This window comes from Chryseobacterium sp. MMO-72, assembly GCF_037146035.1.
Classification (GTDB): domain Bacteria; phylum Bacteroidota; class Bacteroidia; order Flavobacteriales; family Weeksellaceae; genus Chryseobacterium; species Chryseobacterium indicum.
Genome location: NZ_JBBCWG010000003.1, coordinates 71089 through 86070 on the forward strand (window position 1 = coordinate 71089; position 14982 = coordinate 86070).

A 14982-nucleotide genomic window follows, 5' to 3' on the forward strand; every position below is an offset into this window, starting at 1 on the left:
TTTAATGATTAGAATTTAAGTCCACCTTCTCTCGCACCATCAGCAAGAGCTTTTACTCTTCCGTGATATACGAATCCGTTTCTATCAAATACAATATTTTCGATTCCTGCAGCGATAGCTTTAGCAGCAATAGCTTTACCTACAGCAGCAGAAACTTCAGTCTTAGTTCCGTTAGCGTCAACTCCTTTCTCTCTTGAAGAAGCAGAAGCCAAAGTTTTTCCACTGTTATCGTCGATTAACTGAGCGTAAATTTCCTTATTACTTTTGTATACAGATAATCTTGGCAATTCAGAAGATCCGGAGATTTTCCCTCTTACTCTTCTTTTGATTCTTATTCTTTTTTCTAATTTACTTAATGCCATAATACTTATAATTTATTAAGCAGATTTACCAGCTTTACGTCTAACAATTTCTCCTACGAATCTTACCCCTTTACCTTTGTATGGTTCAGGCTTTCTGAAAGAACGGATCTTTGCAGCTACCATCCCTAGAAGTTGGTTGTCGTGAGACGTTAAAGTAATAATTGGGTTTTTACCTTTTTCAGTCAATGTATCTACTTTTACTTCGTTTGGAAGTTCAAGCACGATACCGTGAGAGAATCCTAAAGCCAACTCAAGTTTTTGACCTGCGTGAGAAGCTCTGTATCCTACCCCTACTAATTCCAGTTTCTTTTCGAAACCTGTGTTTACACCAACAATCATGTTGTTGATTAACGCTCTGTATAAACCGTGAAGCGCTTTGTGTTGTTTAGCATCAGATGGTCTGTTTACATTCAGTTCTCCATCTTTCTGTTCTATAGTAATTCCTGCTGTAAGCTCCTGAGAAAGTTCTCCTTTAGGACCTTTTACAGTTACCACACCATCTTTTTCAGTGATAGTAACTCCTGCTGGAACTGTTATAATTGCTTTACCAATTCTTGACATTTTCCTGTGATTAAAAATTAATAAACATAGCAGATTACTTCACCGCCTACTTTTTCTTCTCTAGCTTTCTTGTCAGTCATTACTCCTTTAGAAGTAGAGATGATAGAAATACCCAAACCGTTTAGTACTCTTGGAAGTTCTCCTGAACCTTTGTACTGTCTCAAACCTGGTCTAGAAGCTCTTTGGATAGACTTGATAGCTGGTTTGTTGGTTTGCTTATCGTACTTTAAAGCGATTTTAATCGTACCCTGAACAGCGCTATCTTCAAACTTGTAGTTTAAGATATACCCCTGATCGAATAAGATCTTAGTAATCTCCTTTTTGATTTTCGATGCAGGAATTTCCACCACTTTGTGGCCTGCGCTTTGTGCGTTCCTTACTCTTGTTAGGAAATCTGAAATTGGATCTGTTACCATTTTTCTTTTATAAATTATTGGTTAAAGAACAATCAGTATTGTAAGGACTTGAAGAGTAAAATATCAGACCTCAGAAATCTCGGTCTGATATTTTTATCTTTAGTATCCAGACAACTTAATTGTCCCGATTTTTAATTAGTAATTATTACCAACTAGCTTTTTTAACTCCCGGGATAAGACCGTTGTTTGCCATTTCTCTGAAAGTTACTCTGGAAATACCGAACGTTCTCATGTATCCTCTTGGTCTACCTGTTAGTTTACATCTGTTGTGTAATCTTACAGGAGAAGCATTTTTAGGCAATTTTTGAAGTCCTTCGTAATCACCAGCTTCTTTAAGAGCCTGTCTTTTAGCAGCGTATTTAGCAACTAGTGCTTCTCTTTTGCGCTCACGCGCTTTCATTGATTCTTTAGCCATTTCTTAGTTCTTTTTAAATGGTAAACCGAAGTGAGTTAATAATGCTTTTGCTTCTTTATCTGTTTTCGCAGTAGTAACGAAAGTGATGTCCATCCCCTGGATTTTTTTCACTTTGTCGATTACGATCTCAGGGAAGATGATCTGCTCAGTGATCCCTAAGTTGTAGTTTCCTCTACCGTCGAAACCATCAGCCTTGATTCCAGAGAAATCTCTGATTCTTGGCAAAGCAGAAGAAGTTAATCTGTCTAAGAACTCATACATTTTATTCGCTCTAAGAGTAACTTTAGCACCTACAGGCATTCCTTTTCTCAATTTGAAAGCAGCTTCGTCTTTCTTAGAGATTGTACCTACAGCCTTCTGACCAGTGATGTTCGTTAATTCTTCAACAGCATAATCGATGATTTTTTTGTCTGCTGTAGCATCTCCTAAACCTTGAGATAAAACAATTTTCTCTAATCTAGGTACCTGCATTACAGATTTGTATCCGAATTCTTCCATCATTGCAGGAACAATCGTTTCTTTATATGCTTTTTTGGGTCTTGCTATATATTCCATGTGTTATTTAAAATTATAAAGTTTCACCCGTTTTTTTGTTGATTCTTACTTTCTTATCTCCTTCGATTTTGTAACCTACTTTGATAGCTTTTCCGTCTTTTCCAACTAAAGCTACGTTTGAGATATGAATAGAAGCTTCTCTTTCAACGATTCCTCCTTGAGGATTTGAAGCTGAAGGCTTAACGTGTTTTTTAACGATATTAAGTCCTGCAACTACTACTCTTGGGTCTCTTCCTTCTTTTTTGATCACTTCAATAACTTCACCTGTACCACCTTTAAGACCTTTCTTACCTGTAGTTACGATTACGTTATCTCCTCTTTTTATTTTTAACTTTGACATTTTTTTTACAATTTTAAATATTAAAGTACTTCAGGAGCTAATGAAATGATTTTCATATATTCTTTGTCTCTCAACTCACGAGCAACTGGTCCGAAAACACGAGTTCCTCTCATTTCTCCCGCTGCGTTTAGCAATACACAAGCATTGTCTTCGAATTTGATGTATGAACCATCTTTTCTTCTAACTGCTTTTTTAGTTCTTACTACTACAGCTTTAGATACCTGACCTTTTTTAGCGTTTCCTGATGGTGTAGAATCTTTGATAGTAACAACGATTTTATCACCAACTGAAGCATATCTTCTTCTGGTTCCTCCCAGAACTCTGATAACCAATACTTCTTTAGCACCTGTGTTATCAGCAACTTTTAATCTTGATTCTGTTTGTAACATTATTACTTAGCTTTTTCAATGATTCTTACTAATCTCCATCTCTTGTTCTTGCTCAAAGGTCTAGTTTCCTGGATTAAAACTGTATCTCCTTCTGCGCATTCGTTGTTCTCGTCGTGTGCAGTATATTTTTTCGTTTTTAATACGAATTTACCGTACATCGGGTGCTTTACTCTCGTAGTTTCACTAACAACAATAGTTTTTTCCATTTTATTGCTGGAAACCACTCCGATTCTTTCTTTTCTTAAATTTCTATCCATTTTAAAATGAAATTATTGTTTGTTAGTTAACTCAGTGTTTAGTCTAGCGATTGTTTTTCTCAAATCTCTGATTTGGATCGGGTTTTCAATTGGGCTGATCGCATGAGCCAATTTCAATTTAGAATATTGAGCTTTTGCTTCAGTTAATTGAGCTTGAATATCACCCGCGCTTAAATTTTTAATATCAGCTTTTTTCATTGTATTCAAAGATTAAAGAGGTTTAACAAAATCGTTAGCAACTACAAATTTAGTAACAACTGGTAATTTTTGTGCAGCAAGTCTTAAAGCTTCCTTAGCGATATCGTAAGGTACACCTCCGATTTCGAACATAATTTTACCTGGTTTTACTACAGCTACCCAATATTCCACAGCACCTTTACCTTTACCCATACGTACTTCCGCAGGTTTTTTAGTAATTGGCTTATCCGGGAAGATTTTGATCCATAGTTGACCTTCTCTCTTCATATATCTTGTCGCAGCGATACGAGCAGCTTCAATTTGTCTTGCAGTGATCCAAGCACCTTCTGTCGCCTTGATTCCGAAAGTTCCATAAGCAAGTTGACTACCTCTCTGGGCATTCCCCTTCATTTTCATCTTATGAACTCTACGGAACTTGGTTCTTTTTGGTTGTAACATAATTTCTAAATTTTAGATTTTAGATTTTAGATTTTAGATTTTTTTTATTTTAAAAAAGTAACGGTAATTTAAAATTCAAAATTTCTAATCTAAAATTTTAATTATTATTGTTATTGTTGTTGTTTTTTCTAGGTCTTCTGTTGTCTCTGTCTCCTCCTCTGTTATCTCTTCTGTCTGACTGACCTCCTTTTTTCTGTTGTCCCACTAATGGAGAAAGTTCTCTTTTACCGTAAACTTCACCTTTCATGATCCAAACTTTTACCCCTAGTTTTCCGTACTGAGTAAGCGCTTCACCGATGTGGTAATCGATATCCGCTCTGAAAGTAGACAATGGAATTCTTCCTTCTTTGAAAGATTCTGATCTTGCCATTTCAGCTCCGTTCAATCTACCAGAGATCTGAACTTTGATACCTTCTGCTCCCATTCTCATTGTACCTGCCATCGCCATTTTAACAGCTCTTCTGTAAGAGATTCTGTTTTCAATCTGCTTAGCAATGCTGTCTGCAACTAATACTGCATCAAGCTCAGGTCTTTTGATTTCGAAGATGTTGATCTGAATATCCTTTTTAGTCAATTTTTTCAACTCTTCTTTCAGTTTATCAACTTCCTGACCTCCTTTACCGATGATAAGTCCCGGTCTAGCAGTAGTAATTGTAACTGTTACTAATTTTAATGTTCTTTCAATATAAATTCTTGAAATCCCACCTTTAGATAATCTAGCTTCAAGGTATCTTCTGATTTTGTAGTCTTCCGCGATTCTGTCTCCATAATCGTTTCCGCCAAACCAGTTAGAATCCCATCCTCTGATGATACCTAATCTGTTACCAATTGGATTTGTCTTCTGTCCCATACCTTGATTTAGTTTTCTTTATTACCTAAGATTAATGTAACGTGGTTAGATCTTTTTCTGATTCTGTACCCTCTACCTTGCGGAGCTGGTCTTAGTCTCTTCAATTGTCTTGCACTATCCACGAATATTTCTTTAACGATAAGGTTTGCTTCCTCGATGTCAGCCCCTTCGTTTTTCACTTGCCAGTTAGCAATTGCAGAAAGAAGTAATTTTTCTAATTTGTTAGAAGCTTCTTTCTTAGAATATTTAAGGATATAAAGAGCTTTATCTACTTGCTCTCCTCTAATGATATCAGCAACTAATCTCATTTTTCTCGGAGAAGATGGGCAGTTATTTAATGAAGCTTTAACAACGTCTTTGTTAGCTTCTTTTCTTGCGATTGCGCTATCTTGTTTTCTTGATCCCATGATTATCTGCTTCCTTTGTTTTTGTTACCACCATGACCTCTGAAAGATCTTGTTGGAGAAAATTCGCCTAACTTGTGACCAACCATGTTTTCTGTAACGTATACAGGGATAAAAGATTTCCCGTTGTGTACAGCAATAGTTTGTCCTACGAAGTCCGGAGAGATCATAGATGCTCTAGACCAAGTTTTGATAACTGTCTTCTTACCAGACTCTATATTTGCCTGAACCTTCTTATCTAAAGTATGATGAATGAACGGTCCTTTCTTAAGTGATCTTGCCATAATTATTTTCTTTTAGATACGATGTAACGGTTAGACACTTTGTTTTTCTTTCTAGTTTTGTAACCTTTAGCCGGTTTACCGTTTCTAGATCTTGGGTGACCTCCAGAAGAACGTCCTTCACCACCTCCCATTGGGTGATCTACAGGGTTCATTACTACCGCTCTTGTTCTTGGTCTTCTACCTAACCATCTGCTTCTACCAGCTTTACCTGATACAGTTAATTGGTGATCAGAGTTGGAAACAGATCCAATCATTGCCATACATTCAGTAAGGATCATTCTGGATTCTCCTGAAGGCAATTTAATGATTGCATATTTTCCGTCTCTTGATGTTAATTGCGCTGAAGAACCAGCACTTCTTGCTAAAATAGCACCTTGACCAGGCTTCATTTCAACACAAGAAATTACAGTACCCAATGGAATGTTTTTCAATTTCATTGCGTTACCTACATTTGGTTCTACGCTTTCACCTGAAACTACTTTTTGGTCTACTTTGATACCGTTTGGAGCGATGATATATCTCTTCTCTCCGTCTGCGTACTCTAATAAAGCGATAAATGCAGTTCTGTTTGGATCGTATTCTACAGATTTTACAGTTGCTTCAACGTTTGCTTTGTTTCTTTTGAAGTCAATAATTCTGTATTTCTTTTTGTGTCCACCTCCGGTGTAACGCATGGTCATTTTACCTGTTTGGTTACGTCCACCTGACTTTTTAATACCAACTGTTAGAGATTTCTCTGGTTTGTTAGTAGTAATTTCCTCAAAATTGTTTACAATTCTGAATCTCTGTCCCGGGGTGATAGGTTTTAATTTTCTAACAGACATTACTATTATTTATAATTATAATTAATTTACAGCAAAAATATCGATAACCTCACCTTCAGCAAGTTTGATTACCGCTTTTTTCAATTTGTTTGTCTTTCCTACTTGAAGACCTTTTTTAGTGTATTTCGAAGAAACCTTCGGAGCATAAATCATTGTATTAACGTCTGCTACTTTTACACCATAAGCCGCTTCTACAGCTTTCTTAATCTGGATTTTATTCGCCTTAGTATCTACCAAGAAAGAATAAGAACCTCTTAAATCTGTAAGGTAATTAGCCTTTTCTGAGATAACTGGTTTAATGATAATAGACATGATTTATTTCTTTAAATTTTCCTGGAATTTTTCTACTGCACCTTCGAAGAATACGATCTCACCTGCGTTTACTAAATCGTAAGAACTGATTTCGTTGTAGTTCATTACTTTAGCTTTAGGTAAGTTTCTTGAAGATAAATACACATTCTTGTTAGCTTCAGGAAGAACGAATAAAGATTTTTTACCGTTAAGTTCCAATGCGTTTAATACATTGATGAAATCTTTAGTCTTAGGAGCTTCAAAGCTCATATCTTCTAAAACTTTGATGCTGTTGTCTCTCATTTTCTGAGATAAAACAGATTTTTTTGCTAATCTCTTAAGAGCTTTGTTCAATTTGAATCTGTAGTCTCTTGGTTTTGGACCGAATACTCTACCTCCACCTCTGAATGTTGGAGATTTAATATCACCATATCTAGCAGAACCAGATCCTTTTTGCTTCTTAAGTTTTTTAGTAGAAGCAGTAATTTCGCTTCTTTCTTTTGCTTTATGAGTTCCTTGTCTCTGTGCAGCAAGGTACTGTTTAACTTCTAAGTAAACCGCGTGCTGATTTGGCTCAATTCCGAATACTGTTTCGTCTAGAGTTACTTTTCTTCCGGTCTCTTTTCCTGATGTATTTAATACTACTAGTTCCATTTTCTGATAATTACATAAGAATTTTTAGCTCCCGGAACAGCACCTTTTACTACTAAAAGATTTTGTTCTTGATCCACTTTTAACACCTGAAGGTTTTGTACAGTTACCTGCTTACCTCCCATTCTTCCAGCCATTCTCATCCCTTTGAATACTCTTGAAGGGTCAGATCCGGCACCGATAGAACCTGGAGCTCTAAGTCTGTTGTGCTGACCATGAGTTGCCTGCATTACACCTCCAAATCCGTGTCTTTTAACAACACCCTGGAAGCCTTTACCTTTTGAAGTACCTGTTACGTCTACGAATTCTCCTTCGTTGAACAAGTCTACCTTTACTTCTTCTCCTACTTTTACTTCATCAACGAATTCTCTGTAGAATTCTACCAATTTAGCTTTAGGAGCAGAACCAGCCTTTTTGAAATGACCAGCTAACGCTTTACCAACGTTCTTCTCACTCTTGTCATCGAAACCTAATTGAACTGACTTATAACCGTCTTTTTCAATGGTTCTGACCTGTAAAACCGAGCATGGACCAGCCTGAATAACTGTACAAGGAATATTTTTCCCTGCTTCGTCAAACAAAGAAGTCATACCGATTTTTTTACCAATAATACCTGACATTGTTTATGTTATAATAAAATTTATCCTTTATTTATCACCATTTTTGGAGGTCTGAAGTAATTTCTACTTTTGAATATAGGCATACTACGCCCCTAAAATGAGTGTGCAAATTTATGAATATTTTTATAACTGACAAATATTTTCAGTAAAATATTTTGATTTTTAGTGATTTACAGAAAAAACCTGGAATCGTGAGTTTTTAAATCATGTAAAAATATTCTTCCCACAGACTTTTTTGCAAAAACGAAAGAAATAGCCGGAAGAAGGAAATGATATGACTTAATCACTGAATAATTAAGGAGCCAGTTCAATCGGATTATTTTTCTTTTTAATCCTACCCTTTATTTGTCGCTCTGTTCCTGAATCGAAGCTGAAGCCTCCTTTAGCAATTTCAGAGACAAAATTTTCATGAAAATTTTTAAATGCTTTATAAAATTCAGATTTCTTTACCATTTTTCCTTTAACTCTCTTTCTGGAAATCCACATCTTAGGCTTTTCTGAAAAGGTTTTATAACTCACAAGCTCGAACGTATATTGTTTTTTAGAATCCTCAATCTCCACAATCAGTCCCGGAAGACCATAAAATTTATAAGGACCATCAGAAACCGGAATTTCGTTCGTGAACCACGCTTTATAATCACGTCCCGCATACGTAACCAACGCAGCCTGACATTTTAAATTCCCTATTTCTTTTGTTTCATCGGTAATCTTCCAGTTAAAATCAGGCTTTTCTTCGTAAATAAAATTGTCCTTAATAATATAATCATAATAAGAAATATTGTTTTTTTCAAAGTTTTTAATGACGCGAAAAGTAAAATTGGTTTTAGGTAAACTTTTAGGATCAAGACCAAAAGCAAAACGGTTTGCTCCACCAGCTAAAGAATCTCTGTTATATGAAGTTACTCCCATAAACTGAGATTTTTCTTTTCCCCTCTCCAAAATAAAATACTCTTCGTTAGAACTGGATTTATCCAGAGAATCAATCTGATATTTCAAAAGATATACATATCTGGATTCAACATCATCGATATTTACCTTTTCCTGAGCGGAAAAATTAAAAATCGCAAAAAAGAATAAAAAAGTAAAAATTGTGATTTTATAAGACATCCTATTTATATTTTATGATTGGAGACTGCATATGCGTTCCTAAAAATATAAATAAACATTCTATAATCAAAATTAATTGCGAATAATATAGAAAAACAAGACAATAATATTTTGAATTAAAAAATTACGCCGTATTTATTTAACAATAACACTAATGCCAATCTCTTCAAGTTTATTTTTATCTTCGTCTAAAATATCGCCATCTGTAATCAGAAAGTCAATTTTATCCAGATCCGCAATTTTTCCGAAACCTTTTTTATTCAGCTTGGAGGAATCTGCAAGAATCACTACTTTGTCTGAACATTCAATCATTAATTGATTGAGATGAGCTTCCGCAGCATTCGAAGTACTGATCCCGAAATCCATATCAATTCCGTCTACTCCCAGAAATAACTTATTGCACGAGAAATGTTTCAGAATCGTCTCAGAGATGGAACCCACAATAGAAGTCGAACTTTTTCTCACCTCCCCTCCTAATTGTATAATATTAATGTTAGGATTATTGCAAAGTTCTATTGCAACGCGTAAAGAAGAAGTGAGAACCGTCAACGGACCAAAATTTACCAGCATACGTGCAAGATAATGCATCGTGGTTCCTGAAGCCAGAATAATACAGTCGTTCTCCTGAATCAGAGAAAGCGCACCTTTCGCAATATTCTTTTTAGCCTCTACATTGATATTTTCCTTTTCATCAACATTTTTTTCGTACGCATACCTCACCTGCTTACTTGCTCCTCCGTGATTCCGGAACAGCAATCCAAGACTTTCAAGGTAATTCAGATCCTTTCGGATCGTAACCGACGAAACATTGAATTTCTCACAAAGATCCTGAACCAGAATATGATCTTTTTCGTCTAATTCCTTTAAAATATCATTATGCCTTGGAAGCAATTTCTCCATTATGTTTCGTTTTCTCAAAAATACCATTTTTATTTTGATTCGAAAAATTTCATTTATTTTCTTTTTGGTTTCGTTTTTAATTTATAACTTTGAAAACGAAACATAACGAAATATTATGAAACGAAACGAAGAACTCAGCAAATTATCCACCGTTAAAGAATGGGACTTTATCATCATTGGCGGAGGAGCGAGTGGATTAGGTTCGGCACTGGACGCAACGAGCAGAGGATTTAAAACGTTACTGTTAGAATCTCACGATTTTGCAAAAGCAACTTCCAGCAGAAGTACAAAACTGGTACACGGCGGCGTAAGATATTTAGCACAGGGAGATATCGGCTTAGTGAAAGAAGCCTTGAAAGAAAGAGGTTTACTGGCAAAAAATGCAGCCCACGTTGTAAAAAACCAGTCTTTTATTATTCCAAATTACACTTGGTGGGAAGGAATTTATTATAAAATAGGACTTTCTATTTACGATTTTCTAGCCGGAAAATTAAGTTTGGGAAGAACGAAATACATCAGCAAATCAAAAACCGTAGAGAAACTTCCGACCATCGAACAAAAAGGTCTGGCAAGCGGAGTGGTTTATCAGGACGGGCAGTTCGATGATGCAAGACTGGCGATCAACTTAACACAGACGATTATCGAAAAAGGAGGAACAGCGGTTAATTATGTAAAAGTGATTAATTTAATTAAAAATGATTCCAATAAAATCATAGGCGTTATTGCTGAAGATCAGTTCACAAAACAACAATTCGAAATCAAAGCGAAAGTTGTTATTAATGCAACCGGAGTTTTCACGAATGATATCTTAAATATGAACAACCCGAAACACGGAAAATTCGTCGTTCCAAGTCAGGGAATTCATTTGGTTCTGGATAAATCGTTCCTAAAAAGCGACGATGCCATCATGATTCCTAAAACTTCGGACGGAAGGGTTTTATTTGTCGTTCCGTGGCACGACAGAGCTTTGGTAGGAACAACAGATACTTTACTGGAAAACGAAAGTTTTGAGCCAAGAGCTTTGGAAGACGAGATTAAATTTGTCCTGAATACCGCAAGACAATATTTAGCGAAAAAGCCAACCCGAGAAGACGTAAAATCTGTTTTCGCAGGACTCAGACCTCTCGCAGCTCCGAAAGACGGCAGCAAAAGCACAAAAGAAGTTTCCAGAAGTCATAAAGTCGTTACCTCAGACACGGGACTTATCTCGATTATCGGAGGAAAATGGACGACTTACCGTAAAATGGCGGAAGACACGATTGATGAAGCCATGAAAGTGCATAACCTCGGAATAACCACTTCCAAAACAGAACACCTTTCGATACATGGAAATGTGAAACCCGAAACGGTGGACAGAACGAATCATTTATATGTGTACGGAGCCGATATTCCGGAAATCAAAAAATTACAGCAAAACAATCCTGAATTTTCAGAAAAGATACATCCTGATCATCCCTTCACAGTCGCGGAAGCAATTTGGGCTATCCGAAGAGAAATGGCACAAACCATTGAGGATATTTTAGCACGAAGAGTACGGCTTTTATTTTTAGATGCAAGAGCAGCAATCGACAGCGCGCACAAGATTGCACAGATCATTGCAAAAGAAAACGGACATTCTGCAGAATGGGCAGATGAACAGGAAAGAGAATTTATCGAATTGGCGAAAGGATATTTACTGACTCCTTATTCTCCAAGATCCATTTAACCTTAATTTACGATTACAGCATGAGTGAAAAGTTGATTCTCGCTCTGGACCAAGGTACGACTTCGTCGAGAGCCATTTTATTCAATCACAGCGGAGAAATTGAATTTGTTTCTCAGAAAAGTTTTGAACAGATCTTTCCTACACCGGGTTGGGTAGAGCACGATCCCAATGAAATCTGGTCTTCTCAGGTTTCCGTAGCAGCAGAAGTCATTGCCAAAGCCGGAATTTCCGGAAGAGAAGTTGCCGCCATCGGAATTACCAACCAGCGTGAAACCACCGTTGTATGGGATAAAGAAACCGGAGAACCTGTGTATAATGCCATTGTTTGGCAGGACAGAAGAACGTCTAAATATTGTGACGAATTAAAAGAACAGGGACATGCTGAGAAAATCAAAGAAAAAACAGGTCTTGTACTGGATGCTTATTTTTCAGCAACAAAACTGAAATGGATTTTAGACAATGTAGAAGGCGCAAGAGAAAAAGCAGAAGCCGGAAAATTATGTTTCGGAACAGTAGACACTTTCCTCGTCTGGAAACTTACGCGCGGAAAGATGTTCATCACCGATGTTTCGAATGCAAGCAGAACCATGCTTTTAAATATTCATACTTTAGAATGGGACAATGATTTACTGGAACTTTTCAACATTCCAAGAGCGATTTTACCGGAAGTGAAACAAAGCAGTGAAATCTATGGAGAAACAGCCACTACATTATTCTCCACAAAAATTCCGATTGCAGGAATTGCGGGAGATCAGCAGGCTGCATTATTCGGACAGATGTGTACGACTCCGGGAATGGTAAAAAATACCTACGGAACAGGCTGCTTTCTTTTAATGAATACAGGAACAGAAGCTGTTTTATCTAAAAACAATTTACTGACGACCGTTGCATGGAAAATTAATGGCGAAGTGAATTATGCTCTGGAAGGAAGCGTTTTTGTGGGCGGAGCAGCCATTCAATGGTTAAGAGACGGTTTAAAACTAATTCATTCTGCGGAAGAAGTAAACACACTTGCACAATCGGTTGAAGATAACGGCGGAGTTTATTTTGTTCCTGCATTAACTGGATTAGGCGCTCCTCACTGGGATCAGTATGCCCGCGGAACGATCGTTGGGGTAACCCGCGGAACCACAAACGGACATATCGCAAGAGCTACTTTGGAAGGCATTGCTTTCCAGGTGTATGATATTGTAAAAGCAATGGAAGCTGACTCCGGAACGGAAAGTTTAGAATTAAGAGTAGATGGCGGAGCTTCTGCAAGCGATTTGCTGATGCAGATTCAGTCGGATTTATTCGGATTTAAGATTACAAGACCAAAAACTCTGGAAACAACGGCTTTGGGAGCGGCTTATCTTGCCGGACTTGCAGTAGGATACTGGAAAAACATTGATGAAATACAGTCTCAATGGATCATTGATAAAGATTTCCATCCGCAATTGGAAAAAGAAAAAGTAGAAAAGATGGTAAAAACGTGGACAAAAGCGGTACAGCGTTCTCAAAACTGGATCGAAGATTAACCTTTTAAAATAAAACTATGACTCCATTTACAGCAGAAATAATCGGCACAATGCTGATGATCCTTTTAGGAAACGGCGTAGTAGCCAATGTTGTTTTGAAAGGAACAAAAGGAAACAATTCCGGCTGGATTGTAATTACCACCGCTTGGGCTCTGGCAGTTTTTGTGGGGGTAACCGTTGCAGGCCCCGTAAGCGGCGCGCACCTGAATCCCGCAGTGACTTTAGGATTGGCTTTCGCAGGAAAATTTTCATGGGATCTTGTTCCCACCTATATTGCCGGAGAAATGATCGGGGCAATGTTGGGAGCATCTCTGGTCTGGATTTTTAATAAAGATCATTTTGCCATTACAGAAGATGAAGGGGCAAAACTTGCATGTTTCAGTACAGGACCTGCCATCAGAAAACCTGTTTCCAATTTAATCAGCGAAATTATCGGAACTTTCGTTTTGGTGTTTGTGATTTTTCATTTTGCAGATCCAAGTATGACTTTAAATAATGATCCAACCGCAAAAATAGGATTAGGAAGTGTAGGAGCGTTACCGGTAACTTTATTAGTCTGGGCAATCGGTCTTTCTTTAGGAGGAACCACAGGCTACGCTATTAATCCGGCAAGAGACCTCGGACCAAGAATTATGCATGCTCTTCTTCCGGTAAAAGGTAGCAGTGACTGGGGTTATGCATGGATTCCCATTGCAGGACCAATCATCGGAGCAGGACTTGCTGCGTTACTTCACGGAATTCTGAGCTAACAACACTTTACTTTATGAAAAAACTAATCTATTTATGCCTGATTTTATCAGGTACAGGAACTCTTTTTGCCCAAGAAAATAAAGAAACAGCGGAAGAAAGCAGACTGGATTTTACCGCAAATATTCAGAATAACCATCTTTGGAGAGGCTTAATAATTACCGATAAGCCGGTTGTGATGGGAAATCTTTCTTATGCTTTGGATAAAGACAAAAAATGGAAAGTCGGGATTTGGGGAGCATCTGCTCTAGCGGACGATAAAGACAATACACATTATAAAGAAATCAATTATTATGTACAGTTTTCCAACGGAAGATTTTACATTGGATTGTGGGATTTATTTAATTCAAGAAATATAAACACTGCGGTGGCTTCGGATGATATTTTTAATTATTCCAACAGAAGAACGGCACACATTATTGATTTGAGAACCAATTATACTTTTGGAGCTTCTTTTCCTTTAAATATTGAAGCAGATATTATGCTGTATGGAGGAGCTAATGCAGGAGAAGTGGTCCTGGAATCTGACGGAACATTTAAAAAGAATAAATACTCAACGTATATTCATGCGAGTTATCCTGTTATTAAAGATAAAAAAGTAAATCTGGATGCGTTTGTAGGAGCCGGATTTGCCTTAAATGATAAAAGATTTCTTTACGGAAACGGAGAAAACAGTTTTGATATCGTAAATGTAGGCGTGAAGGCAAGTAAAACGGTAAAAATTACCGATCATTACAGCCTGCCTGTTTCCATGATGGCAATGTGGAATCCTTCCAATAAGTTTGCAAGAATTCAATTAGCTGCAACGGTATTTTAAAAATTAATTGTTAGTAATGTACAGACCATCTCTTTTTGAGGTGGTTTTTTGCTTTTGTTAAAAAACTTTGTTTTTCGAAAATAAGTGAAACGCCTTTGTTTATCTAAATCTACGGTGTTAATAATTTGAATTTTCTTTATCTTTCTTTGCGTTTAGTTTAATCGCTAAGTTAAACAAAGAGTATTTTTAAATATATCGTATTTTAAAGATAGACAATGGCACTTCGTTCATAAAAAGTAAAACGAAGAGTAAAATTAAACTTTACAAAATCTTGTCATAAAAGTAATCACCGTGATTTTACGGTGTAATTTTTGATAGGATATTTTTAATTTTG

At 36.8% G+C, this 14982-nt stretch carries 23 protein-coding genes; 4 read left to right on the top strand and 19 right to left on the bottom strand.

Annotated elements, in window-relative coordinates:
• Positions 1-8: 8 nt before the first annotated feature.
• From rplR to WFH39_RS05550, 19 genes are all read right to left on the bottom strand, one after another.
• On the bottom strand, positions 9-362 hold the full coding sequence (gene rplR / locus WFH39_RS05460; RefSeq protein WP_100377194.1) for a 50S ribosomal protein L18: 354 nt from the start codon (positions 360-362) through the stop codon (positions 9-11).
• Between the two features lie 15 nt (positions 363-377).
• Entirely contained in the window at positions 378-923 is a 546-nt protein-coding gene (rplF, locus tag WFH39_RS05465; RefSeq protein WP_087707999.1) for a 50S ribosomal protein L6, read from the bottom strand.
• A 17-nt stretch (positions 924-940) separates the two neighbouring features.
• The gene (gene rpsH / locus WFH39_RS05470) at positions 941-1339 is read right to left on the bottom strand and encodes a 30S ribosomal protein S8 (RefSeq protein WP_116095828.1); all 399 of its coding nucleotides are present in this window, start codon (positions 1337-1339) and stop codon (positions 941-943) included.
• A 145-nt stretch (positions 1340-1484) separates the two neighbouring features.
• Positions 1485-1754, bottom strand: coding sequence for a 30S ribosomal protein S14 (gene rpsN, locus WFH39_RS05475; RefSeq protein WP_029297771.1), 270 nt, complete (start codon positions 1752-1754; stop codon positions 1485-1487).
• A 3-nt stretch (positions 1755-1757) separates the two neighbouring features.
• Positions 1758-2309, bottom strand: coding sequence for a 50S ribosomal protein L5 (rplE, locus tag WFH39_RS05480; RefSeq protein WP_072883928.1), 552 nt, complete (start codon positions 2307-2309; stop codon positions 1758-1760).
• 13 nt (positions 2310-2322) lie between these two features.
• Positions 2323-2649, bottom strand: a complete 327-nt coding sequence (gene rplX / locus WFH39_RS05485) for a 50S ribosomal protein L24 (RefSeq protein ID WP_076391862.1) — start codon at positions 2647-2649, stop codon at positions 2323-2325.
• 20 nt (positions 2650-2669) lie between these two features.
• The gene (rplN, locus tag WFH39_RS05490) at positions 2670-3038 is read right to left on the bottom strand and encodes a 50S ribosomal protein L14 (protein WP_007839504.1); all 369 of its coding nucleotides are present in this window, start codon (positions 3036-3038) and stop codon (positions 2670-2672) included.
• A 2-nt stretch (positions 3039-3040) separates the two neighbouring features.
• A complete protein-coding gene (gene rpsQ / locus WFH39_RS05495) occupies positions 3041-3295 on the bottom strand; it encodes a 30S ribosomal protein S17 (protein WP_029297775.1) in 255 nt (84 codons plus the stop codon).
• A 12-nt stretch (positions 3296-3307) separates the two neighbouring features.
• Entirely contained in the window at positions 3308-3493 is a 186-nt protein-coding gene (rpmC, locus tag WFH39_RS05500; protein ID WP_027381309.1) for a 50S ribosomal protein L29, read from the bottom strand.
• A gap of 12 nt (positions 3494-3505) precedes the next feature.
• A complete protein-coding gene (gene rplP / locus WFH39_RS05505) occupies positions 3506-3931 on the bottom strand; it encodes a 50S ribosomal protein L16 (RefSeq protein WP_214588338.1) in 426 nt (141 codons plus the stop codon).
• A 97-nt stretch (positions 3932-4028) separates the two neighbouring features.
• Positions 4029-4781, bottom strand: a complete 753-nt coding sequence (gene rpsC / locus WFH39_RS05510; protein ID WP_087708000.1) for a 30S ribosomal protein S3 — start codon at positions 4779-4781, stop codon at positions 4029-4031.
• An 8-nt stretch (positions 4782-4789) separates the two neighbouring features.
• A complete protein-coding gene (rplV, locus tag WFH39_RS05515) occupies positions 4790-5188 on the bottom strand; it encodes a 50S ribosomal protein L22 (protein ID WP_050020604.1) in 399 nt (132 codons plus the stop codon).
• Positions 5189-5190: 2 nt separating this feature from the next.
• Positions 5191-5469: a 30S ribosomal protein S19 gene (gene rpsS, locus WFH39_RS05520; protein ID WP_002983209.1), complete on the bottom strand. Its 279-nt coding sequence runs from the start codon at positions 5467-5469 to the stop codon at positions 5191-5193.
• A 2-nt stretch (positions 5470-5471) separates the two neighbouring features.
• The gene (rplB, locus tag WFH39_RS05525; RefSeq protein ID WP_027381305.1) at positions 5472-6293 is read right to left on the bottom strand and encodes a 50S ribosomal protein L2; all 822 of its coding nucleotides are present in this window, start codon (positions 6291-6293) and stop codon (positions 5472-5474) included.
• 21 nt (positions 6294-6314) lie between these two features.
• Positions 6315-6605 carry a 50S ribosomal protein L23 gene (gene rplW, locus WFH39_RS05530; protein WP_042720941.1) on the bottom strand — a complete coding sequence of 97 codons (291 nt, stop codon included), beginning with the start codon at positions 6603-6605 and terminating at the stop codon, positions 6315-6317.
• Positions 6606-6608: 3 nt separating this feature from the next.
• Positions 6609-7238 (bottom strand): 50S ribosomal protein L4, encoded by a 630-nt coding sequence (gene rplD, locus WFH39_RS05535; RefSeq protein ID WP_214588337.1) that lies wholly within the window; start codon positions 7236-7238, stop codon positions 6609-6611.
• Complete coding sequence (gene rplC / locus WFH39_RS05540) at positions 7229-7855, bottom strand: 50S ribosomal protein L3 (RefSeq protein WP_076391854.1); 627 nt, start codon at positions 7853-7855, stop codon at positions 7229-7231. Before rplC ends, rplD begins: the two co-directional genes overlap by 10 nt.
• A gap of 294 nt (positions 7856-8149) precedes the next feature.
• On the bottom strand, positions 8150-8962 hold the full coding sequence (locus WFH39_RS05545; protein ID WP_336689104.1) for a GLPGLI family protein: 813 nt from the start codon (positions 8960-8962) through the stop codon (positions 8150-8152).
• A gap of 135 nt (positions 8963-9097) precedes the next feature.
• Positions 9098-9862: a DeoR/GlpR family DNA-binding transcription regulator gene (locus WFH39_RS05550; RefSeq protein WP_185144384.1), complete on the bottom strand. Its 765-nt coding sequence runs from the start codon at positions 9860-9862 to the stop codon at positions 9098-9100.
• A 115-nt stretch (positions 9863-9977) separates the two neighbouring features.
• Here WFH39_RS05550 and WFH39_RS05555 point away from each other — a divergent pair, with 115 nt between their 5' ends.
• Genes WFH39_RS05555 through WFH39_RS05570 form a run of 4 tightly spaced genes read left to right on the top strand, consistent with a single transcriptional unit; the run spans position 9978 to position 14648 of the window.
• Positions 9978-11567 (top strand): glycerol-3-phosphate dehydrogenase/oxidase, encoded by a 1590-nt coding sequence (locus WFH39_RS05555; protein WP_336689105.1) that lies wholly within the window; start codon positions 9978-9980, stop codon positions 11565-11567.
• A gap of 20 nt (positions 11568-11587) precedes the next feature.
• On the top strand, positions 11588-13084 hold the full coding sequence (gene glpK / locus WFH39_RS05560) for a glycerol kinase GlpK (RefSeq protein WP_336689106.1): 1497 nt from the start codon (positions 11588-11590) through the stop codon (positions 13082-13084).
• Positions 13085-13101: 17 nt separating this feature from the next.
• Positions 13102-13833, top strand: coding sequence for an MIP/aquaporin family protein (locus tag WFH39_RS05565; protein ID WP_116095820.1), 732 nt, complete (start codon positions 13102-13104; stop codon positions 13831-13833).
• Between the two features lie 14 nt (positions 13834-13847).
• Positions 13848-14648 carry a hypothetical protein gene (locus tag WFH39_RS05570; RefSeq protein WP_336689107.1) on the top strand — a complete coding sequence of 267 codons (801 nt, stop codon included), beginning with the start codon at positions 13848-13850 and terminating at the stop codon, positions 14646-14648.
• Positions 14649-14982 lie beyond the last annotated feature (334 nt).